At 69.5% G+C, this 19,758-nt stretch carries 24 protein-coding genes and 1 pseudogene; 10 read left to right on the top strand and 15 right to left on the bottom strand.

Going from position 1 to position 19,758, the window contains the following annotated elements; all coding sequences use genetic code 11:
• Together ACFU53_RS14435 and ACFU53_RS14440 are read right to left on the bottom strand one after the other, a co-directional pair.
• Window positions 1-977 (bottom strand): hypothetical protein (locus tag ACFU53_RS14435; RefSeq protein ID WP_383990853.1); only part of this gene is annotated, 977 nt, incomplete at its 3' end.
• Entirely contained in the window at window positions 974-1,564 is a 591-nt protein-coding gene (locus tag ACFU53_RS14440; protein ID WP_383990856.1) for an RNA polymerase sigma factor, read from the bottom strand. The genes ACFU53_RS14435 and ACFU53_RS14440, both read right to left, overlap by 4 nt.
• 303 nt (window positions 1,565-1,867) lie before the next feature.
• Here ACFU53_RS14440 and ACFU53_RS14445 point away from each other — a divergent pair, with 303 nt between their 5' ends.
• Window positions 1,868-4,081, top strand: coding sequence for an FG-GAP-like repeat-containing protein (locus tag ACFU53_RS14445; protein WP_383990858.1), 2,214 nt, complete (start codon window positions 1,868-1,870; stop codon window positions 4,079-4,081).
• Between the two features lie 51 nt (window positions 4,082-4,132).
• Here the strand turns inward: ACFU53_RS14445 and ACFU53_RS14450 are convergent, their stop codons facing one another.
• The 5 genes from ACFU53_RS14450 to ACFU53_RS14470 form a co-directional block, all read right to left on the bottom strand.
• The gene (locus ACFU53_RS14450) at window positions 4,133-4,519 is read right to left on the bottom strand and encodes a hypothetical protein (protein WP_383990861.1); all 387 of its coding nucleotides are present in this window, start codon (window positions 4,517-4,519) and stop codon (window positions 4,133-4,135) included.
• Window positions 4,520-4,681: 162 nt separating this feature from the next.
• Complete coding sequence (locus ACFU53_RS14455; RefSeq protein WP_383990863.1) at window positions 4,682-5,314, bottom strand: hypothetical protein; 633 nt, start codon at window positions 5,312-5,314, stop codon at window positions 4,682-4,684.
• An 85-nt stretch (window positions 5,315-5,399) separates the two neighbouring features.
• Window positions 5,400-5,945: a hypothetical protein gene (locus tag ACFU53_RS14460; RefSeq protein WP_383990866.1), complete on the bottom strand. Its 546-nt coding sequence runs from the start codon at window positions 5,943-5,945 to the stop codon at window positions 5,400-5,402.
• 75 nt (window positions 5,946-6,020) lie between these two features.
• Window positions 6,021-6,809, bottom strand: coding sequence for a DUF4328 domain-containing protein (locus ACFU53_RS14465; RefSeq protein WP_383990869.1), 789 nt, complete (start codon window positions 6,807-6,809; stop codon window positions 6,021-6,023).
• Window positions 6,810-6,945: 136 nt separating this feature from the next.
• Window positions 6,946-8,541 (bottom strand): glycoside hydrolase family 20 protein, encoded by a 1,596-nt coding sequence (locus ACFU53_RS14470; RefSeq protein WP_383990985.1) that lies wholly within the window; start codon window positions 8,539-8,541, stop codon window positions 6,946-6,948.
• A 264-nt stretch (window positions 8,542-8,805) separates the two neighbouring features.
• On the opposite strand from ACFU53_RS14470, the gene ACFU53_RS14475 reads away from it, so the two are divergent.
• From ACFU53_RS14475 to ACFU53_RS14495, 5 genes are all read left to right on the top strand, one after another.
• Window positions 8,806-9,432, top strand: a complete 627-nt coding sequence (locus ACFU53_RS14475) for a 2-oxo-4-hydroxy-4-carboxy-5-ureidoimidazoline decarboxylase (protein WP_383990872.1) — start codon at window positions 8,806-8,808, stop codon at window positions 9,430-9,432.
• A gap of 253 nt (window positions 9,433-9,685) precedes the next feature.
• On the top strand, window positions 9,686-10,066 hold the full coding sequence (sdhC, locus tag ACFU53_RS14480; RefSeq protein WP_257566716.1) for a succinate dehydrogenase, cytochrome b556 subunit: 381 nt from the start codon (window positions 9,686-9,688) through the stop codon (window positions 10,064-10,066).
• A gap of 5 nt (window positions 10,067-10,071) precedes the next feature.
• On the top strand, window positions 10,072-10,563 hold the full coding sequence (locus ACFU53_RS14485; RefSeq protein ID WP_046918863.1) for a succinate dehydrogenase hydrophobic membrane anchor subunit: 492 nt from the start codon (window positions 10,072-10,074) through the stop codon (window positions 10,561-10,563).
• A gap of 23 nt (window positions 10,564-10,586) precedes the next feature.
• Window positions 10,587-12,341, top strand: coding sequence for a succinate dehydrogenase flavoprotein subunit (gene sdhA, locus ACFU53_RS14490; protein WP_383990875.1), 1,755 nt, complete (start codon window positions 10,587-10,589; stop codon window positions 12,339-12,341).
• Window positions 12,341-13,102 carry a succinate dehydrogenase iron-sulfur subunit gene (locus ACFU53_RS14495; RefSeq protein WP_383990878.1) on the top strand — a complete coding sequence of 254 codons (762 nt, stop codon included), beginning with the start codon at window positions 12,341-12,343 and terminating at the stop codon, window positions 13,100-13,102. Before sdhA ends, ACFU53_RS14495 begins: the two co-directional genes overlap by 1 nt.
• 204 nt (window positions 13,103-13,306) lie before the next feature.
• Here ACFU53_RS14495 and ACFU53_RS14500 read toward each other — a convergent pair whose 3' ends face one another.
• The 3 genes from ACFU53_RS14500 to ACFU53_RS14510 form a co-directional block, all read right to left on the bottom strand.
• Window positions 13,307-13,570, bottom strand: a complete 264-nt coding sequence (locus tag ACFU53_RS14500) for a TM2 domain-containing protein (RefSeq protein WP_383990881.1) — start codon at window positions 13,568-13,570, stop codon at window positions 13,307-13,309.
• 351 nt (window positions 13,571-13,921) lie between these two features.
• The gene (locus ACFU53_RS14505) at window positions 13,922-14,320 is read right to left on the bottom strand and encodes a DUF2752 domain-containing protein (RefSeq protein ID WP_383990884.1); all 399 of its coding nucleotides are present in this window, start codon (window positions 14,318-14,320) and stop codon (window positions 13,922-13,924) included.
• Window positions 14,313-14,822 carry a TM2 domain-containing protein gene (locus tag ACFU53_RS14510; RefSeq protein ID WP_383990887.1) on the bottom strand — a complete coding sequence of 170 codons (510 nt, stop codon included), beginning with the start codon at window positions 14,820-14,822 and terminating at the stop codon, window positions 14,313-14,315. The genes ACFU53_RS14505 and ACFU53_RS14510 overlap by 8 nt, the downstream gene beginning before the upstream one ends.
• A gap of 492 nt (window positions 14,823-15,314) precedes the next feature.
• On the opposite strand from ACFU53_RS14510, the gene ACFU53_RS14515 reads away from it, so the two are divergent.
• From ACFU53_RS14515 to ACFU53_RS14530, 4 genes are all read left to right on the top strand, one after another.
• Entirely contained in the window at window positions 15,315-15,683 is a 369-nt protein-coding gene (locus tag ACFU53_RS14515) for a type II toxin-antitoxin system RelE/ParE family toxin (RefSeq protein WP_383990890.1), read from the top strand.
• Entirely contained in the window at window positions 15,680-15,997 is a 318-nt protein-coding gene (locus tag ACFU53_RS14520; RefSeq protein ID WP_383990893.1) for a helix-turn-helix domain-containing protein, read from the top strand. Before ACFU53_RS14515 ends, ACFU53_RS14520 begins: the two co-directional genes overlap by 4 nt.
• A gap of 208 nt (window positions 15,998-16,205) precedes the next feature.
• Complete coding sequence (locus tag ACFU53_RS14525; RefSeq protein WP_383990896.1) at window positions 16,206-16,337, top strand: hypothetical protein; 132 nt, start codon at window positions 16,206-16,208, stop codon at window positions 16,335-16,337.
• Between the two features lie 126 nt (window positions 16,338-16,463).
• Window positions 16,464-17,261 carry a hypothetical protein gene (locus ACFU53_RS14530; RefSeq protein ID WP_383990899.1) on the top strand — a complete coding sequence of 266 codons (798 nt, stop codon included), beginning with the start codon at window positions 16,464-16,466 and terminating at the stop codon, window positions 17,259-17,261.
• Window positions 17,262-17,645: 384 nt separating this feature from the next.
• Here ACFU53_RS14530 and ACFU53_RS14535 read toward each other — a convergent pair whose 3' ends face one another.
• The 5 genes and pseudogenes from ACFU53_RS14535 to ACFU53_RS14555 all read right to left on the bottom strand — a co-directional run bounded on the left by ACFU53_RS14535 (window position 17,646) and on the right by ACFU53_RS14555 (window position 19,651).
• Window positions 17,646-18,128 (bottom strand): hypothetical protein, encoded by a 483-nt coding sequence (locus ACFU53_RS14535; protein WP_383990901.1) that lies wholly within the window; start codon window positions 18,126-18,128, stop codon window positions 17,646-17,648.
• Between the two features lie 8 nt (window positions 18,129-18,136).
• Window positions 18,137-18,514, bottom strand: a complete 378-nt coding sequence (locus ACFU53_RS14540; protein WP_383990904.1) for a hypothetical protein — start codon at window positions 18,512-18,514, stop codon at window positions 18,137-18,139.
• A gap of 167 nt (window positions 18,515-18,681) precedes the next feature.
• A pseudogene (locus tag ACFU53_RS14545) lies at window positions 18,682-18,897 on the bottom strand (helix-turn-helix domain-containing protein); the annotation flags it as partial.
• A 35-nt stretch (window positions 18,898-18,932) separates the two neighbouring features.
• Window positions 18,933-19,271, bottom strand: coding sequence for a helix-turn-helix domain-containing protein (locus ACFU53_RS14550; protein ID WP_383990907.1), 339 nt, complete (start codon window positions 19,269-19,271; stop codon window positions 18,933-18,935).
• On the bottom strand, window positions 19,268-19,651 hold the full coding sequence (locus tag ACFU53_RS14555; protein WP_383990910.1) for a type II toxin-antitoxin system RelE/ParE family toxin: 384 nt from the start codon (window positions 19,649-19,651) through the stop codon (window positions 19,268-19,270). Before ACFU53_RS14555 ends, ACFU53_RS14550 begins: the two co-directional genes overlap by 4 nt.
• Window positions 19,652-19,758: the final 107 nt, after the last annotated feature.

Consider the following 19,758-nt stretch of genomic DNA (forward strand, 5'->3'; position numbering starts at 1 on the left):
TTGCCGTCGCCGTTGCCGTTGCCGTCGCCGTTGCCGTTGCCGTTGCCGTTGCCGTTGCCGTTGCCGTTGCCGTTGCCGTTGCCGTTGCCGTTGCCTTCGGCCGGCCGGCCGGCCTTGTCCGGCTGCTGGGACGCGAGGCGTTCCCCGCCCCCGCGCGGCTTTCGGGTGGTGGTCCCGTCGAGTCGCTCGGCGCAGTAGTGCGCGCGGCAGTGGGCCTCGGTGTCCTGAGTGGCGGGGCTGTCGGCTGTCGAAGGGTTCGCGCGCGGGGCGTTCGAGGGGCCGGGACGGACGGGGGCGCCGTCGGTCGTACGGGGGCGCCGGTCCTGGCTCCCGTGACCCCCGTGGGCCCCGTCGGCGCCCTTGTCGTCGCGCGGGGCCGAGCCGATCGCCGCGAAGGCGACTCCGCCGAGGGTGAGGCTGGCCAGCAGTACGGCCAGCGTGGTGCGTATCGAGAGCTGGACGCGGCGCCGCGCGTTCGGCCGCCAGTCGTCCCGGCGCCGGGTCCGGGCCGTACGCGCACCCTTCTCCCGCGCCGCCCGGAAGGCAGCCACCGCCCGCGCCTCCCCCACACTGTCGGCCGACGCGCCACCACGTACGGCGGCGGCGAGGAGGGCGTCGACGGAGGGGACGTCCAGGGATGCGGGGGGAGGCGGGGCGGAGGCGCGGGATGCGGCGGCACCGGACACGGGGGCGCGGGAATCGAGGCCGTGGGAGAAGGCGCCACCGGGTACGGGGGCGTCGGAAACGGGGTCGCCTGCAGCGGCGTCGCTCATGCCCCGGCGACCGTCGTCCCGACCTCCGATGTCCCGACCTCCGCTGCCACGACCTTCGCTGTCGCGCCCATCGCCGTTGTCCGACTCCGCCCTGCCCGACGGCATCTCGCGCCCTTCCCTGTCGCCGTACGTCCCGTTGCAGTCATGGCCGCAGTGATCGCCATCGCCGCCGTCGCGGCCGAGGCCGTCGTCGCTGTCGGTCATCTCGACTCCCCCAGCGTCCGGGGGCCGTCATCCGTCACACCCTCGCTGCGGAGGAGCTGGGCGAGTCTCTTCAGTCCCCGGTGGGTGGCGGTGCGGACCGCGCCGGGGCGTTTGCCGAGGACGCGGGCGGCGGCGGGGCCGTCGAGGCCGACGACCACACGCAGCAGAACGGCCTCGGCCTGGTCGCGCGGCAGCCGGGCGACGAGCGCGAGGGCCTGCTCGGTGGAGAGCAACTCCAGCGCCTGGTCCTGGGTGCTGTGCGTGCCCGGCAGTTCCAGCAGGTCGTTCTCCAGCGCGGTCGCCCGGGGTCTGACCTTCTGGCGCCGCAGATGGTCCAGGGCCCGGTGCCGGGCGATGGTCGCGCTCCAGCCCCGGAAGCCCGCCCCGTCGCCCTTGAACCGCCCGAGGTCCCGCGCGATCTCCAGCCAGGCGTCCGAGGCGACGTCCTCCGCGTCGTCCCCGACGATGCCGCGCAGATACCCCAGCAGCCCGGGCTGCACGAGCCGGTACGCCACCGCGAACGCGGCCTCGTCCCCGTCCTGGGCCCGCGCGACGGCCGCGCCCAGTTCACCGTCGTACGCCTGCACGCGCCGAGGTTCCCCTCCCTGGCCCCAAGCTGTCCGAGACAGTGCCAAGTCAGTGCCGGGATCGCCTTCCCGGGGACTGTCCCGGCCGCCGCCAAGCCCCCACGGTCATCTGCGTCGCACCGCGCGGAAGTGTCACAGGCCGTCAGGCGAACCCCCCGAAGATCACCCGGAAGCGGCAACACCGGTCTCCTTCGTGACATAGGCCACACGCGCACCCGCCGATGCTGATGTTCACGGCGGCCTGTGCGCTGAATGGAGAGTCACCCCTGTGCCGGGTGGTGTCTTCGTGTTGTTCATCCAGGGGTGGGGCATTTGAGTCGCCGTAGGAGCCGTGCGTACGAGCCGCTGCGTCTGAAGCGCAGGGCGTGGCTGACGCTCGGGGCCGTCGTGGCCGGCGGCGCGGGCATGGTGTCGTACGCCGTGGCCGGGCCCGGCGCCGGCCCGGCCGACACCACCGGCGGCATGAGCAGCACCGCGTTCGTCGCCGAGGTCACGACAGCCGACCCGACAGCCGACACGGCGACCGGCCCGGTAGCCGACACGGAGATCGACACGGCCACCGCCGACGACGTGCCCACCCCCCTCGCCTCGACAGTCACGCGCCCCCCGATCATCAGCCGGGCCCGTTGGGGCGCCGACGAGTCGACCGTGACGGGGACGGCCGAGTACGTCGACAAGATCAGCGCGGTCTTCGTCCATCAGACGGGCAGCACCAACTCCTACAGCTGTGCCGAGTCCCCCGCGCTGATCCGCGCGCTCATGGCGTACGACATCCGGACGGCGGGCCGGGGCGACCTCGGCTACAACTTCGTGGTCGACAAGTGCGGCCGTGTCTACGAGGGCCGGGCGGGCGGCGCGGACCTGTCGGTGCGCGGCGAGCACACCCCCGGCTTCGACGGGGACTCGACGGGCATCGCGGTGCTCGGTGACTTCCGGAGCGGCGGGCCGAGCCGGGCGGCCGTGGAGTCCGTGGCGCGGCTGGCGGCGTGGAAGCTGGGCCAGTACGCCGGTGACCCGGCCGGCAAGGTGACGCTGACGGCGGCCGAGGACACCGGCGTGTACGCGCAGGGCGAGTCGGCGGAGCTGGACGTGATCTCCGGCGGCCTGGACGCGGCGACCACCACGTCCCCGGGCGCGCACCTCTACGCCGAGCTTCCCGGGATACGCCGCTACGCCGCCTCCGCCGGCCGCGACTCCGCGATCCCGACCGCCGACTACACGGGCGACGGCGTGAGCGACCTGGTGGCGCCGACGCACCGGACCGGCAGCGGCTGGATCACCCTGGTCCCGGGCGGCGTGAACGGCCCCGCCTCCGGATCCAGGCTCCGCCTGGACCAGGCGAGCATGGGTGTGCCGGGCGCCGCGGAGTCCGGCGACCAGTGGGGCGCGGCGACCGCGTGGGGCGACATCAACGGCGACGGGTACGCGGACCTCGCGATCGGCGCGCCCGGCGAGGACGACACCACCGGGCACGCGGACCGGGGTGCGGTGACGATCCTCTACGGGCCCTCCTTCACCGCCGACGCCGACACCATGGCCCTCGGCGACGACCACGAGCCGACCGGCGCGCGGTTCGGCGCGACCGTGGCGGTAGGGGACTTCAACGCCGACGGCAGGGCGGTCGTGTTCACCGCGGCCACCGGTACCGGCGGCAACTGGGCGGCCCGTTTCAACGACGGCCACGAGGTGGCCGGCGACCTCACGACGGCGACCGGCGCGTTGGCGTACGCGGACGCCGCGACCGGCGACTTCAACCGGGACGGCTACGCCGATGTGGCCCTCAACTACCGTGACGCGTCCGGCGTCGGCAAGGTGACCTGGTTCAGGGGCTCCAAGTCGCTGGGGCTGACGAAGGTGGCGACCCTGACCGTCAAGGGCGGCCGGGCCGTCGCCGCGGGCGACGTCGACGGCAACGGTTACGACGACATCGTCGTCGGCCAGTCCTACGCCTCCGAGTCCGGCGGCAACGCGGGCGGCCAGGTCACCGTGGTGCCCGGTACGTCCACCGGCTTCACCACCACCGGCACGACGACGATCCACCAGGTCACGGCGAACGTCGAGGGCGCCTCCGAGACCTCGGACGGCTTCGGCTCCTCCGTCTCCGTCGGCGACGTCGACGCCGACGGCCACGCCGACGTCCTCACCGGCGCGCCCAACGAGGACATCACCCGCGCCGGGAAGAACCGCGCCGACGCTGGCTCGGTGTGGCTCCTCAAGGGCACCTCCACCGGCCTGACGGGCACAGGCTCCCTGGCCCTCTCCCAGGACGCCCCGAACATCCCCGGCTCCACCGAGACGGACGACAAGTTCGGCTCCGCGACCTCCCTCACCGACTTCACCGGCGACGGCTACGCCGACCTCCTCACCGGCACGGAGGGCGAGGACACCGGCAACGGCACGATCCTGTACGTCCCATCGGCGAACGGCACACCGTCCCCGACGAGGTCCTCGTACTACGGCATCCCCCAGCTGGGCACCCCCACCGGCGGCCGCCTGGGCCAACTCCTGACCCCGTAGCCCCGCACCCCCTGGGCGGGGGCGGGGGGTGGGGGCGAGAAACTCCCGGGCTCAGCCGGAGGGCATCGCGTCGTGGCACAGCAGCCGCAGGGACCCGTCGCCCGCGAAGCACCGCCGGGCCTCGTCGAGCGGGTCCCAGAAACGGCCGTCCCAGGTCCGCACCCAGTACCCCCCGCCCGACTCGACCCACTCGCCCCCAGCCCACCGCACGACGACTTCGCCCCCGTACGCCCCGAACCCCCGCAACGCCCCCTCCACGGCGGCATACGGCGCCCCTTCCCGCCTTATCTCCTCGATCATCCGGTCCACCCGCCACAGACTCTGTGTCGAGTAGTCGAGACGCACCCTCGCCCCTTCCCGCATCATCGCCACCGCGTCGGCCGCCCACCGAAGGGGTTTCGCCGCGCTCCCGGGCCGGTTCCCGGGACCCCCCGCCATGCTGGGGGTACTGCCCGAACTGAATGTCTGCTGTGCGCTCACACTCGGGAAAGCGCCTGCCCCACGCGAGACGTTTCGCGATTTCGGCGTGTGCGCGACACCGGCGCAGGACCACCACACCCGGCCCCAGGACACCCACAGGACCCGCCAGGAGAACGAGGTTTACCGCCGCGCCCCACGCGCCCGCCGCGACACGACCGCCCGCAGCACCCGCCGCCCCTCCGTGGCCACACCGAGCGCCTGGCGCGCCCCCGCCGCCCCGTGCTGCGCGAAGAGTTCCAGCACCACGACCTGACGACGCAGCTCGGCGGCGACGAGATGGGAGGCGCCCTCGGTACGGCCCGCACGGCAGGCCGCCACGGAGTCGTCACCCCCGGCGTCCAGCGGGTCGAGCAGCTGATGGATCCGCAGGGCTGAGATCGAACACACGTCGGCCCACTCACGCAGCCCGTCACCGGACCGCTCCACGGGAACCGCGTCGAGCATCCGGCGAGCGAGGAGGACGATTTCCTCGCCCCCGCCGGAACCGGAGCCGGAACCGGAACCGGATTCCGAGTCGGAGGCGGAGGCCGAGTCGGCGGCCGAATCGGAAGCGGAGGCGGGCGGGGCCAGTTCGCCCCGTACCTTCGCCACCTTCTCCCCCCACCCCTCCCCGTCGTCCACCAGCCCCGCCCACAGCGGACGCAGAACCTCGTCGTCGCCCCCGAGAAGCGGTACGCAGCGGTCCAAACAAGCCAACCCGCTTGCCGCCAGACCGCGTTCGTCGGCCTGGGCGATCAGCTTCACCAGGCTCATCACGCCTCCCCTAGATCCCGCTCGACCACGCCCCGGTTATACGGAGCCCACACTTCCCCTTACTGCGTGCGACGACGCGGGAGTGTCACAGTGGAACGACCCCGAGCCGGTCGAGCAACCGGAACAGAATATTTTCAGCCAGGGGGTCCACCGGTCCAGGCTCTGAGGTCAACACATCGGCCAACGACCGCTCGACGACGGCCCGCCCGGCCTCCGCGGCCCAGGCGACGGCACGCTCGGCGGCGTCGCGCGGCTCGAGGAAGTAGTCCTCGACGGTGAGCCCCTGACCATCGCCCAGGTACGCGGCCATGGCGCGCCGCGCGAGACACGTGGTCCACGCCCCGCTCTCCGGCCCGGCGGCCTCGACGACCACGCAGTCGCTGCCCATGACGTAGCCGAACAGCGCGGGCGCCCCCGTCTCCCGGGCGAGCGTGTTCATGTTCCCGACGTCGCCACCGCCCCCGGCGTCCCCGGCGGCCTCGTCACCGGGCGCGCCCGTCTGGTACGCCCAGACCTGCCAGCCGCCGGCCGCCGTCGCGCGCAGTGTCATACCCTCGGCGCCGGCCAGCGCGTCCAGCTCCGCGAGCGGCCGCTCGCTCCTGCCCACGACGTAGTACCCCCAGTACCCCATACCGGGAATACACCACATCCGTACGGCAGTTCGCCCCCGGAATCGGGCAATCCGCACGGATGCGTGAGGACGGGTTCAAAGAGAGACGGGTTCCGGCACGCGCGGTCCACTCCACGCCTTGTCGTGCTGCATCCGGGTGAGCGCGAGAACGAAGAGAACGGCAGACACGGCGGCCACGATTTCGACGGCGTCCGCGAACAGCATCTGCTTGGCGGCCGATCGATACTCCGCGGCCGACTCCGCCCCGTAGTGCGCCCTGTCCGCCACCTCTCTCACTAGGAGGCTGATCAGCCACAGCGTCCACCAGGCGTTGACGAGCACGTGCGACCGGGGCTTCTCCCGCGGGCTGCTCGCGTCCCAGCAATCGATCGCGATCCGTCGCGGAAACCACAGGAGCACGGGCGGCACGAACCAGCCGCCGATCGCCCAGCCCCGCCTCAACCCGTGTCCGGACGGGTCGAACACCTCGGCGTTGATCCGCACCCGGTGGAACCACACCAGGAAGACGGCGATGGTGGCGAAAAAGGTGAGCATCTGCAGGCCACCGGCCAGCTCGACGAGCAGGTCCGCCCAGTCCGAGTCCCGCTCGACGGCCGCACCCCACTCCCCGTCCGCCATCCGGCCCCTCACGTCGAGCAGCGCCGTGTCAGCCCACATCGAGAGCAGATCGACGGCGATGACCACCCCGAGCAGCGCCACCACCGCCCGCCCGAACCCCACCGGCGACCGAAGCCAGGCGGCCCCATGCGGCGGCAGAGCGGGCCGCGCCGGGTGCGCGGGAAGCGGCGGGGCCGCCACCTCGCACTGCCGGCACAGCTCGCCGCCGGGTGCCGCCGCATGGTTTCCGCAGCGCGCACAGTTCATCGTGAGACCCCCCGCGTGATCGAAACGCACCGAACGTTGTCCTCCCCAGACCCTCACGCTCGGCGATCAGAACACGCGGAACATACGGTTCACCCGCCCCGCCCGTCGACCTGTTTCCGCGTGAACGCCCGCAGGGTCAGCTCACCTTCCCCGCCAGCTCCCGGAACTCCGTCCAGGCCATCGTCGGCTTCCCGGGATCCCACACCTTCTGCGACAGCGCCCGCAGCGGCATCCGGACGCCCGCCGCGACCTGCGCCTCGGTCTGCCGGTTCGCGAGGTCGCACCAGACGGCGAAGACACCGCCGAGGATCTGGTCGTCGTACTGGGCGGGGACGGCGGTCGTGCCGCGCAGCACCCGTGGGGTCCAGGACTCGTAGATGCGCTGCCCGGTCGGGTAGAAGAACTGGTTGGGCTCGCCGAGGACGTAGTACAGGTACTCGTCGTTGTAGTTGATCACCTGGCGCCCGGCGCTCAGGTACTCGATCGGCGGCCGGGCCCCGATCTCCTTGCCCGTCCAGTACGCGACCTGGATCGCCTTGTCCGCCTGGACCGACCCGCCGCGGAAGAACCCGTCGTTCCAGGCCCGTACCGTCCGGTCGTGCCCGCGCATCACCTTGGCCCGGTCGTTCAGCCAGCCGGTCGCGAGGTCGGCGACGGTCGCGCCGGAGCCGTACTTCGCCCGCGCGGCGGCGGCCAGCTGCGGGTAGGACGCCTCGGGGTTCGACACCATCAGCGCCCGGTACTCGTCGCCGCCGAGATGCCAGTACGCGCCGTCGAAGAGGCCGGCGTACTCGTCGAGCAGCTCGTCCACGACCTCGGCGGACTCCGGATCGGAGATGTCGACGGCTCCGCTCGCGGCCACGCCCTGCGCGTTCTTCAGCTGCAGCCCCGGATTGGCAGCGATCACGGCCCCCAGATGCCCGGGTGAGTCGATCTCCGGTACGACCTCGATGTGCCGGCTCCTCGCGAGGTCCAGGATCTTCTGCACCTGGGCCTTGGTGAGGTGCTGTTCCGACACCACCTCGGGATGGCTCGTGGACTCGATCCGGAACCCCTGGTCGTCGGAGAAGTGCAGCCCGAGCTGGTTGTACTTGAGGTCGCCCAGCTCACGGATGCGGTCCTCGATCCAGCCTGCCGTGAAGTGCTTGCGTGCGATGTCGAGCATGAACCCGCGCTGCGGCTTGGCCGGCTCGTCCCGTACGACACCCTCCGGCGCCGTACCGCCGCCGCGGACCTCCTGCTTCAGGGTGCGCGTCCCGTAGAAGACCCCCGCCTCGGCGGGCGCGGCGATCCGCACCCGCCGGTCCTTCACCGTCAGCGTGTACGCCTCCGACCTCGGCTCGTCCGCACCGTTGAGCGCCAGCTCCACGTCCCCGTCCCGGGGCTGCGCCTCCCCCGCATAGGCCAGCCCCAGCTCCCCGGCGGTCAGCCGGCCCTCGTCGGCCAGCGCCGCGTGCCGTACGACGACCCGGCCCCCGTCGGCGGGTTTCCAGCCGGGTCCACGGGCGGCCTCGTGCTGCCGTACGGCGGGGATGGTCAGGGGCTTCTGGGACAACGGATAGGAGCGCGAAGGCGACGGCGACGCGGACGGCGAACTCTCGGCGGCGCTCACGGACGACCGCTCCCGCGACGGCTGCGACCCGCTCGGCGTCCGCGTCCCGTCGCCCGGCCACACGGTCACGGCCGCCGCGACCGCGCCGCCCGCCAGCACGACTCCCGTGCCCAGGAGCAACCCTTTCGACGTGATCGCCGTCTTCCTGCGGGGTGCCCTGCGCCGACCCCGGTTCACGACGCGCCCCCGGTCCCGATCCCGGTCAGCATCCACGACATCTCACGCACCTCTCGCCCGCGACTTCCCCCGGTCTTCTCCCGGTCTTCTCCCGACTCGCTTCCGAGTCCCCTTCTCGAACCTACGACGTCCCACCGCCCCATCCGTCCACCACAGGTTCCGAAACTCTCCCGTTCGGGTGAAATTCGGGCATCGAACGGACAGCCCATGACCCGCCTCGATAACGTGGTGGCACATTTCGCACGGCCTGCCCAGCCGACCCCTACGCACCGCCGAGGAACCACGCTGCCTCCGCACCGTCTCCCCCACCTCCCCGGCCAGGTCGCCATACCGGAGCAGGCCCGCACCCCCGGCCCGTCGGCCCTGGAGCGGTTCAACCACGCCCCCGCGGACACCACCCGGCAGGCCCTCCTCACCTGCCTGCGCAGCCTCCGCTGGGCCCACCGCCTCGCCGACCACCGCCCCTACCCCGACCTCGACGCCCTACTCGCCGCGTCGGACGAGGCCGCGTACGACCTCACGGCAGCCGACCTGGCGGAGGCCCTGGCCGGCGAAACCCTCCCCACCCTCCCCGACGACACCTACGGCGTGGCCCACACCGCCCTGAACGCCGCCCACGCCGCCTACGAGGCCCGCTTCGGCCACGTCTTCGTCATCTCCCAGGCCGACGCACCCCCCGCCGAACTCCTCGACCGCACCTTGGAGGGCATCCGCTCCCGCCTGGGAAACGACCCGGAGGAGGAGAGGGTGGTGGTGGCGGAGGAACTCCGGCGCCTGGCGAGAGAACGCCTGACCAGCCAACTCAGGGGCACGGGGAACTGCGCGACCTCTTAGGGGCACGGGGAACTGCGCGACCAGCCACAACGAACCCGCCCCCGGCACCCCACAAGAACCCCCACCCCGGATGCCGCCCGCTAGTCACCCTTACGTGCACCTTTGTATGCCAGTTTGATCACACCAACCCTCCCGGCTTAAGCCAAGTGCAACGACGTCGCTACCATGGCCGGGGCCGGTGGACCGTACCCGGCCGGGTCAGACCGACAAGCAAGCCGGCCGGCCCCAATCCCCGCTCCCGGAGGGTTCTTCCGTGCCGGCTGGAACGCTGTACCGCGGCCGGGAAGGAATGTGGTCCTGGGTGGCTCATCGAGTCACCGGCGTCCTCATCTTCTTCTTCCTGTTCGTACACGTGCTGGACACCGCTCTCGTCCGCGTCTCCCCCGACGCCTACGACAAGGTCGTGGCCACGTACAAGACGCCGATCGTCGCGCTGCTGGAGTACGGCCTCGTCGCCGCCATCCTCTTCCACGCGCTCAACGGTCTTCGGGTCATCGCCGTCGACTTCTGGTCGAACGGCCCCCGTCACCAGAAGACGATGCTCTGGACCGTCGTCGGCCTCTGGCTCGTGCTGATGATCGGGGCCCTGTACCCCGTCCTCGGCCACGCCGTCCGTGAAGTCTTCGGGAGCTGAGACAGATGTCCGCCACTGAAACCACCGCATCCGGCATCGGCCCCGTCGAGGGCGCCGGGGAGCTGTCGGGCTACAGCCCCGACAACCCGGCCCCCTTCATCGAGCCGCCCCGCAAGCGCACCAAGAAGACCCCGAAGTCCACCCGCGGCAACTTCGAGATGGCCGCGTGGCTCTTCATGCGACTGTCCGGCATCGTCCTGGTCGTCCTGGTCATCGGCCACCTGATCATCCAGCTCGTCCTCGACGGCGGCGTCTCCAAGATCGGCTTCGCGTTCGTCGCGGGCCGCTGGGCGTCCCCGTTCTGGCAGACCTGGGACCTGCTGATGCTGTGGCTCGCGATGCTGCACGGCGCGAACGGCCTGCGCACGGTCATCAACGACTACGCGGAGCGCCCGAACACCCGCCTGTGGCTCAAGGGCCTGCTCTACACCGCCACGGTGTTCACCATCCTGCTGGGCACGCTGGTGATCTTCACCTTCGACCCGAACATCCGATAGGCACGGGGCTGAGGTAACCGAACATGAAGATCCACAAGTACGACACCGTCATCGTCGGCGCCGGCGGCGCCGGTATGCGCGCGGCGATCGAGTCGACGCAGCGCAGCCGTACCGCCGTGCTGACCAAGCTGTACCCCACCCGTTCCCACACGGGCGCAGCGCAGGGCGGCATGGCCGCCGCGCTCGCCAACGTGGAGGAGGACAACTGGGAGTGGCACACCTTCGACACGGTCAAGGGCGGTGACTACCTGGTCGACCAGGACGCCGCCGAGATCCTGGCGAAGGAGGCCATCGACTCCGTCCTCGACCTGGAGAAGATGGGCCTGCCGTTCAACCGGACGCCCAACGGGACGATCGACCAGCGCCGCTTCGGCGGTCACAGCCGCAACCACGGCGAGGCCCCGGTACGCCGCTCCTGCTACGCGGCCGACCGCACCGGCCACATGATCCTCCAGACGCTGTACCAGAACTGCGTCAAGCACGGCGTGGAGTTCTTCAACGAGTTCTACGTCCTCGACCAGCTGATCACCGAGGTCGACGGCGTCAAGAAGTCCGCCGGTGTCGTGGCGTACGAGCTGGCGACCGGCGAGATCCACATCTTCCAGGCGAAGGCCGTGATCTACGCGTCCGGCGGCACCGGCAAGTTCTTCAAGGTGACGTCGAACGCGCACACGCTGACCGGTGACGGCCAGGCGGCCGTGTACCGCCGGGGGCTGCCGCTGGAGGACATGGAGTTCTTCCAGTTCCACCCGACCGGCATCTGGCGCATGGGCATCCTGCTGACGGAGGGCGCCCGCGGTGAGGGCGGCATCCTCCGCAACAAGGACGGCGAGCGCTTCATGGAGAAGTACGCGCCGGTGATGAAGGACCTGGCGTCGCGAGACGTGGTGTCGAGGTCCATCTACACGGAGATCCGTGAGGGCCGCGGCTGCGGCCCCGAGGGCGACCACGTCTACCTCGACCTCACGCACCTCCCGCCGGAGCAGCTCGACGCCAAGCTCCCGGACATCACCGAGTTCGCGCGGACGTACCTCGGCATCGAGCCCTACACGGACCCGATCCCGATCCAGCCGACCGCGCACTACGCCATGGGCGGCATCCCGACGAACGTCCAGGGTGAGGTCCTGATCGACAACACCACCGTCGTTCCGGGCCTGTACGCCGCCGGCGAGGTCGCCTGTGTCTCCGTGCACGGCGCCAACCGTCTCGGCACCAACTCGCTGCTCGACATCAACGTGTTCGGTAAGCGGGCGGGCATCGCCGCCGCCGACTACTCCCAGACGGCCGACTTCGTCGAGCTGCCGGAGAACCCGGAGTCGCTGGTCGTCGAGCAGATCGAGCGGCTGCGCTCGGCCACGGGCAACGAGCGCGTGGCCGACATCCGTCGCGAGCTGCAGGAGACCATGGACGCCAACGTCATGGTGTTCCGCACCGAGCAGACGATCAAGACGGCCGTCGAGAAGATCGGCGAGCTGCGCGCGCGCTACAAGAACGTGGCGATCCAGGACAAGGGCCGCCGGTTCAACACCGACCTGCTGGAGGCCGTCGAGCTGGGCAACCTGCTCGACCTCGCCGAGGTCATGGCCGTGTCGGCGCTCGCCCGCAAGGAGTCCCGCGGCGGTCACTACCGTGAGGACTACCCGAACCGCGACGACGTCAACTTCATGCGCCACACCATGGCGTACCGCGAGGTCGGCGACGACGGCACCGAGTCCATCCGTCTCGACTACAAGCCGGTCGTCCAGACCCGCTACCAGCCGATGGAGCGTAAGTACTGATGGCTACCCCTGTTCTGGACAAGGTCGAGGCGGATTCCGCGGCCTCCCCGTACATCACGGTCACGTTCCGCGTGCGCCGCTTCAACCCCGAGGTCGCGGCCGAGGCGAGCTGGCAGGACTTCGTCCTGGAGATCGACCCCAAGGAGCGCGTCCTCGACGGTCTGCACAAGATCAAGTGGGACGAGGACGGCACCCTCACGTTCCGCCGTTCCTGCGCCCACGGCATCTGCGGTTCGGACGCCATGCGGATCAACGGCAAGAACCGTCTGGCCTGCAAGACGCTGATCAAGGACATCAACCCCGAGAAGCCGATCACGGTCGAGCCCATAAAGGGCCTCACGGTCCTCAAGGACCTGGTCGTGGACATGGAGCCGTTCTTCCAGGCGTACCGGGACGTGATGCCCTTCCTGATCACGAAGGACACCAACGAGCCGACGCGCGAGCGTTTCCAGACCGCCGAGGACCGCGAGCGCTTCGACGACACCACGAAGTGCATCCTCTGCGCCGCGTGCACGTCCTCGTGCCCGGTGTTCTGGAACGACGGCCAGTACTTCGGTCCGGCCGCGATCGTCAACGCCCACCGCTTCATCTTCGACTCGCGCGACGAGGCCGGTGAGCAGCGCCTGGAGATCCTCAACGACCGTGACGGCGTGTGGCGTTGCCGTACGACGTTCAACTGCACGGACGCCTGCCCTCGCGGTATCGAGGTCACCAAGGCGATCCAGGAGGTGAAGCGGGCGCTCATCACGCGCCGCTTCTGATCCGCCGCTTCTGATTCACCGCCGGCATGGATGACGGAAGGCCCGCAGGCTCGCCTGCGGGCCTTCCGCGTACCCGGCGTACGCCGGTACTCAGCATTCTCACGCCCCACGCACGAGGGCCCCGTCCCGCGCGGAGCTCAGAGGGAAGCTCCGCGGCGGACAAGGCCCTTCGGTCGATCACCTCGGCGGTGATCCTCAGCGCGATCAGCCGCGCAGGACACGGCCCTGCGCGTCGGTGCGGTCGTTGCTCGTGAGGAACAGGATGCCGTCGATCAGGGCCCAGATGCCCAGACCACCGCAGGTGAGGAGCTGGGCGACGCCCACGCCGACGGAACCGACGTAGAAGCGACCGATGCCGAGCCCGCCGAGGAAGAGCTGCAGAACACCGGCGACGATCTTCGACTTGTCGGAGTACGGGCGACCCTGCGGGTCGTGGCCGAAGGGAGCGTCAGGGGTGGGGACGGTCATGGAAATAACTCCTGGATGTACTGACTGAATAACCGAAGCGGATTGCTCCGGGGCGAGTCCAGGAGAGAAGGCGCGGCAAAAACCGGCAGCGATCGGGCACGGCAAATACCGGCCAACGATCGAGCACGACGTAGTCCCCCGTCATCCCCCCTGCAGCCGTTGCAGCGTAGTGAGACGCAGGGGGCGGATGGGAGGGGAATCAAGCGATCGTTCCGATTCCGTGATCCGATTCCAGCCAACTTGCGACGACTGGGCAAGATAAAGCGGGCGTAAGGGATTTACGGGGATCGGCAGGGGGAAGGAAACAGGATTCGGCTGCGCCCACCGCGACCACTGCGACCGCCGTCCCGCTCAGTGAAGGTTGCGGACGATCGTCCACGTCACCGCGATGCCCAGGATCAAGGCCTGGGTGCGGGGCGTCAGTTCGGGGCGCCAGCGGCGACCGCGCAGTCCCTCGACGGCCCAGCGGCCGAGCAGCGCGAGGGCGAAGGGCGCGGCGAGCAGCAGCACCCGGTTGTCGTGCCAGGCGGCGGCGAACTGGCCGTGCATCAGGTCGTACACCATGCGGGTGCCACCGCAGCCGGGGCAGAGCAGCCCCGTGACATAGCGGAACGGGCACTGGGGCAGCAGATGGCCGGGCTCGTGCGGGTTGGTGCCGTACAGATACGCGGCGCCCGCCAGCCCGGCGGCGGCCACCGCGAAGGGGGCCGCCGCCGGATGCCGGAGAGCGATGAGGCCGCGTTCAGCCACGCAGGACACGTCCGTTGGAGTCCGTGGTGTTGCTGCCGGTCAGCAGGATGATGCCGTCGACCAGCGCCCAGATGCCGAGGCCACCGCAGGTGAAGAGCTGCGCGAGGCCGAGGCCGACGTGACCGATGTAGAAGCGGCCGACGCCGAAGGAGCCCAGGAACAGCGAGAGGATGCCCGCGACGATCTTCGACTTGTCGGAGTACGGGCGGCCGTAAGGGTCGTAGCCGTACGGGGCGTTGGGGTCGCCCGTGTACGCGCCGCCCGGCGTCGGAGGCACCTGGTAGCCGCCACCCTGCGGGTAACCGCCCTGCTGCGGGTAGCCGTAGCCGGGCTGGCCCGCGCCCGGCTGCTGGTAACCGCCCTGCGGAGCCCCGTACGGGTCACCGGCCTGCGGAGCCCCGTACGGGTTGGCGCCCGGCTGACCGGGGGCGGCGCCCGGGTACCCGTATCCGGGCTGCGGCGGCTGCGGGGGCTGAGCGGGCTGCTGAGGCTGCTCGGTCACGGTACTGACTCCTGCGTCGTTGTTGCTTGAGCGGCTGACTGAATATGGGCTGTCCGTCATATTGCAGGAGGGAAGGGCCCGGAGAGAAGTTGTTACTTCGGCCGGTCCCCGCCCGGCTCCCGCTTGTGGGCGGAGTCACAGTCCCTCGTGACAGTCGGCTGAGGTCACAGCCGGCTGGGGATCGTCGGGTCCGTGATCTCCGTGTCCTTGGCGAGCAGCATCGCCTTGCTGAGGATGACAGCGAGCATACGGTCGCCCTCATAAGGGAGATAGCCGGTCTGCGGCTTTCGGTTCCCGTCACCGACGGCCGACTTGGGGACGACGGGACAGTAAGGGGGTGGTACTGACAGGGGATGCGGGAGCGGCCCACAAGAGGCGGCCACTCCTTCGGGTGATCCGCGCCGGGCTGTCGGCGCGGATGGCGGTCAGTACATCAGGGTACTAGTATGTACACGTACTACACGGTGAACGTTGATGGCCTGGCCTCTTGAAATGACCGGAGAGGTGCGCGACTGGCTGCACGGACTGCGCAAGGACGATCGCACCACGGCACGGCTGGTGGGCCAGGCGATTCAGGCCCTCGTGGAAGAGGGCCCGGATCTCGGGCGCCCTCTGGTGGATCGGATCAGAGGTTCCGCCCTGCATCACCTCAAAGAACTGCGCCCCGGTTCCACCGGGGACACGGAGATCAGGATCCTCTTCGCCTTCGATCCCGGACGCAGCGCGGTACTCCTGGTCGCGGGTGACAAGGCCGGGCGATGGACGGCGTGGTACCGCCCGGCGATACCGCTGGCCGAGGAACGCTATACCGAGTGGCTGGACCACCTGGCCCGGCGCCGCGACGAGGAGACAGAGCGATGACCAGCTTCCACTCATGGGACGAGGTCAAAGGAGAGGTCTTCGACACCGAGGACCTGGACGAGATCATGGCCGGTGCCCGGCGCATGGTCGCCGAGGCACGTGCCCACCGGCTGGCCGAGATGCGCAGGCAACTCGGCCTCACCCAGCGCGAGGTGGCCGACCGTATGCACGTACGACAGGAACGGGTGTCCGCCATCGAACGCGGCAGAACCGAGTCCGCCGAGGTGGGAACGGTCGCGGCCTATGTGGAGGCGCTGGGCGGGGAACTGGAGATCGTCGCGAACTTCAACGGGACCCGGGTGGTCGTGGCGTAGCCCGGCGCTCTTGAATACCGCAACACCGCGCGTCCCGTACGACCCTCGTGCCTCGACGCGTGTCTGCACGCCTGTTCGGGGTCGGCTCCGCAGAGGACGACGGCAGCGTCCACATCCTGCGCGGCGGTAAGAAGGCCTGACCGGGACCGGCTCCCAGTGGTTCACCCGGGCGACGGCGGGGGTTCCGGGCAACCCCGAGGACGACGAGATGTTCGGCTCCGCCATCCGCCTGCGCGACCTTGACGGCGACGGCGACAAGGACCTCCTGGCCGCGAGCCTCAACGGCGACACCGCCTGTTCTTCCGGGCGGGCGCCTCCGGGATCACGACAGGCACCGTGACGGAGCTGAGCCTGAAGCCGAGCTTCCCGCAGTAGCCGTGGCCGGGGGCCCGCGTGGAGGGTTCCGCTTGGCCGGATCGCGTCCAACTCCCATGACGGATGAGGTCATTGATCACAGACTTCCCCCATGACCTTCCTGAGGAAAGCCGCGGCCGCACTGTCGGCCGCGGCCGCGATCCTGATCGCGGCACCCCCCACGTCCTCGGCTACGACCGCCCCGCATCAGACGTACGGCGGCACTCTCGTCCGGGAGAACTTCAATCACCTTCCCCTCGGCCCGGTCACCCGGGGCCGAGGCTGGACCACCGACACCTCCGACGGCACCGGCACCCTGACCGTCGAGCCCAGCGCCGACGGCCAGGGCCGCGAACTCCGTATCCGCAGCGAGGGCAACGGACGCGCCTTCGTCGTCCTCTCCGACCTCGCCCCGCCCGGCAACAGCTTCTGGGCCCGCCTCCGCCTACGCGTGACCGAGTTCCCCACGGCCCCCGCCTGGGCCCACTGGACCCTCGCAGAGGCCTCCGGCCCCAACTCCCCCACCCTCGTCCGCCCCCTCGGCGGCCAGTACGCCCCCACTGAGCCCGGGAACTTCTGGGGCGTGGGCTCCGACCTGGGCCCGACGGGCGACTGGACAGCCTGGAAGACCTCGGCTCCGGCGGTCGCGGGGAAGTGGCAGTGCGCCGAGTTCCACCTCGACGCCACCGACAACCGGGTCACCGTCTATCTGGACGGCGTGGAACAGCCCGACCTGACCGTCTCCACGAAGCAGCACGGCGGCACGACGGACGATTTCGTCTTCCCCACCTTCGACAAGCTGAAGCTGGGCTGGCAGTTGTACCAGGCGAACCCGGCACCAGCCGCGTTCGAGATGCGGATGGACGACATCGCGGTGAGCACCCGCCGGGTGGGAGACTGCGAGGTCTGACACAGGGGACCACGCACCGCGCTTCTCGTAATCCCGAAGCCATAGCTCCTGAGGGAGCCGCCCGTCCTCCGCGAACGGGCAGCCCCCTCGCCTATACGCCCGGGAAAAGCCACTCCGCCCACGCAGGCGAGCTGCTCAACGTCAACTCGGCGCGCATCAGCTCCATCGAAGCCGGGCGCTTTCGGGGTCAGCGCGGATCGGGTCCGCATGTTCGCCCACAGCTACGGCTGCTCGGACGAGACATACATCGAGGCCTTGGCCGCCATGACCGCAGGCCGGACCCGCAACTGGTGCACCGCAGAAGCCCCGCCATGACGCACCTGGCGGGGCTTCATTTTTGCTAACGCCACCGATCTACCGCTTATCTATCTACTCCATAGCCTGTCACGCTGAAAAAACAGGATGAAGCCAGACAGAAGCCAGATTACCGGTATCGATACCAAGGACGATTCCACTGGCGATCTGGACGAAATCAGCGTCGCCAGTATCCATTCGACGAATGGCGACCCAACCAGATGAAGGGTCATAAGAAACCCGCCACCCCTTTCCAGGAACCGCAAGTGAAACTCCAGGCTGGAAGGAGTGATCCGACGAGATGAACACCCGCCCAGGGGAACATCTGGGCGTACCCAACTCGGCCACTTCACCCCGGACGTTCGGAAAATACCCCCAGGCGAACAGCACGTCCCGAGATGCAATGTCGACCTCGAGCTGCAGCGTGCCGATCAGCACGCTCGTAACCCCCTCCGAGCCAAGCCTCTCGCTCAGCGACTCTGCACTCTGTGCACTAAAGGAGAATCCGTACTCGGAATCATCGTAGGTGAGTACACCCTCAAGGGAAGATCCTTCTTGGATGGAAAACTTCACTTAGATGACTATCCTTTCGTGCTCTTGAAGAGGAAGTGGGCAATCTTGTTCGAGTTTGCGTCGATGTTCAGCTCCCAGACCCCGCTGCTTCCGTTCATCGCTCCGGGCGTCCTCCACTCGACAACCCCGGCAGCGCCGCGGGAATCTAGCCTGGGAGTAGACCCGGCCATTATTTCCCCTACAAGCTGCCCATTGTTGTCATTCATGTAAGGACGTGCAGCCTTGCCGAAGTTGGGAGCATCCACGTCTCGGGTACCAGCGATATCCCAGGTGTGATTTTCAACGGTCTTGGTCATCGAAAGATTCTCAACATCGATCTTCGATACCAGATGAGCGGCGTCACAGTTGCTGTTGTGAACGAGCACTGGTGTCTTGTCCGCCAGCACATACGCGTGCGGGCCAGGCCGCTCTTACCTGCAAGTTTGCTGGTCAGCGGGCGATTTGACAGTCGCCGGATGTTCGTGCTCTTGCGCTGGAGTCTTCTGGTGTTGCCGTCACTACTGCCGTCAGTGGTCTACACCGCCTGGGGAATTCCAGGAATTCCGAATGCGTGTCAAGCGGCTTTGTCGTGCGGGGTGAGGCTGATGGTCAGGTCGGCGCCGAGAGCCTGAGCCAGGCGGCGCAGAAGGGGAAGCGTGGGCACGGTCCCGCCGCCTTCGAAGCGGGAGATCTGCGGCTGCTTCATCCCGCACCGCTCGGCCAGCTCGGCCTGGGACAGCCCGAGCTCGATGCGCCGGTCGTGGACGAGTTGCCCGAGCTCACGGGCGAGCGCGGAAGGCGGGTCCTGCATGGTTCCTCCCCGCCTCAAGCCGCTGGGGCGACGATGGTGACGGTGGGCTCGTCTCCGCCAGCGAGGTGCACGTCCACCGTGAGGTCCAGTGCGCGGGCCAGGCGCATGATGACCGCGATGGGCGGCAGCTCGGTGGCCGTCTCGATGCCTTCGATGTCATCGATGTCGACGTGCATGCGCTCGGCGAGATCGGCCTCGCTCAGACCCAGCTGCTTACGCCGGTCGTAGACGGCCTTGCCCAACGTCATGGCGAGGCCGGCCTCTTCGTAGACCCGGTCGTACTCGGGGTCAGCGTCCAGGTGTTCGCCCAGCAGCTGGCGGTGGCGACGGGTCCTCCATTCGCTGTGGTTCATCGGTTCTCCTTGAGGTTGCGGCTGTAGAGGTCGTGCTCGGCGGCGGCTTCATGCTCTGCCTCGCACAATCGCTGTGCGGCGTGGGCGCGGTCCACTTCGGCCTGCTCGCGCAGCTTGGTCTTGCGGAACACGGTGAGCAGCACGACACGTCGGCCGGGCGCCAGCCAGTAGGTGATGCGCTGATGGGCATCGCCCAGGCGGAAGCGCAGCTCGCGGAGCTTGCCGCCCAGGTGGCGGGAGTGCGGTTCGTCGAGCGTGGTGGGCTGCTCGGCGAGCAGGTCGGCGACGCGTTCGGCCTGCTTGTAGTGATGGGCGGGAATGTTCTCCAGCCACAGCCGCACCTCCGGCTCGATCTCGATCGAGTACCGCCCACTGTCCATAGCACCGATGATATATGGCACGGGGCGCGAGAGCGCGACTTCGTAGCTCAGGTCGTGTGCCGTCGCCGCGACCGCAGCCACTCCAGCGTCGCTCACCCAACACTCCC

It is taken from the genome of Streptomyces sp. NPDC057474, assembly GCF_042802555.1.
Classification (GTDB): domain Bacteria; phylum Actinomycetota; class Actinomycetes; order Streptomycetales; family Streptomycetaceae; genus Streptomyces.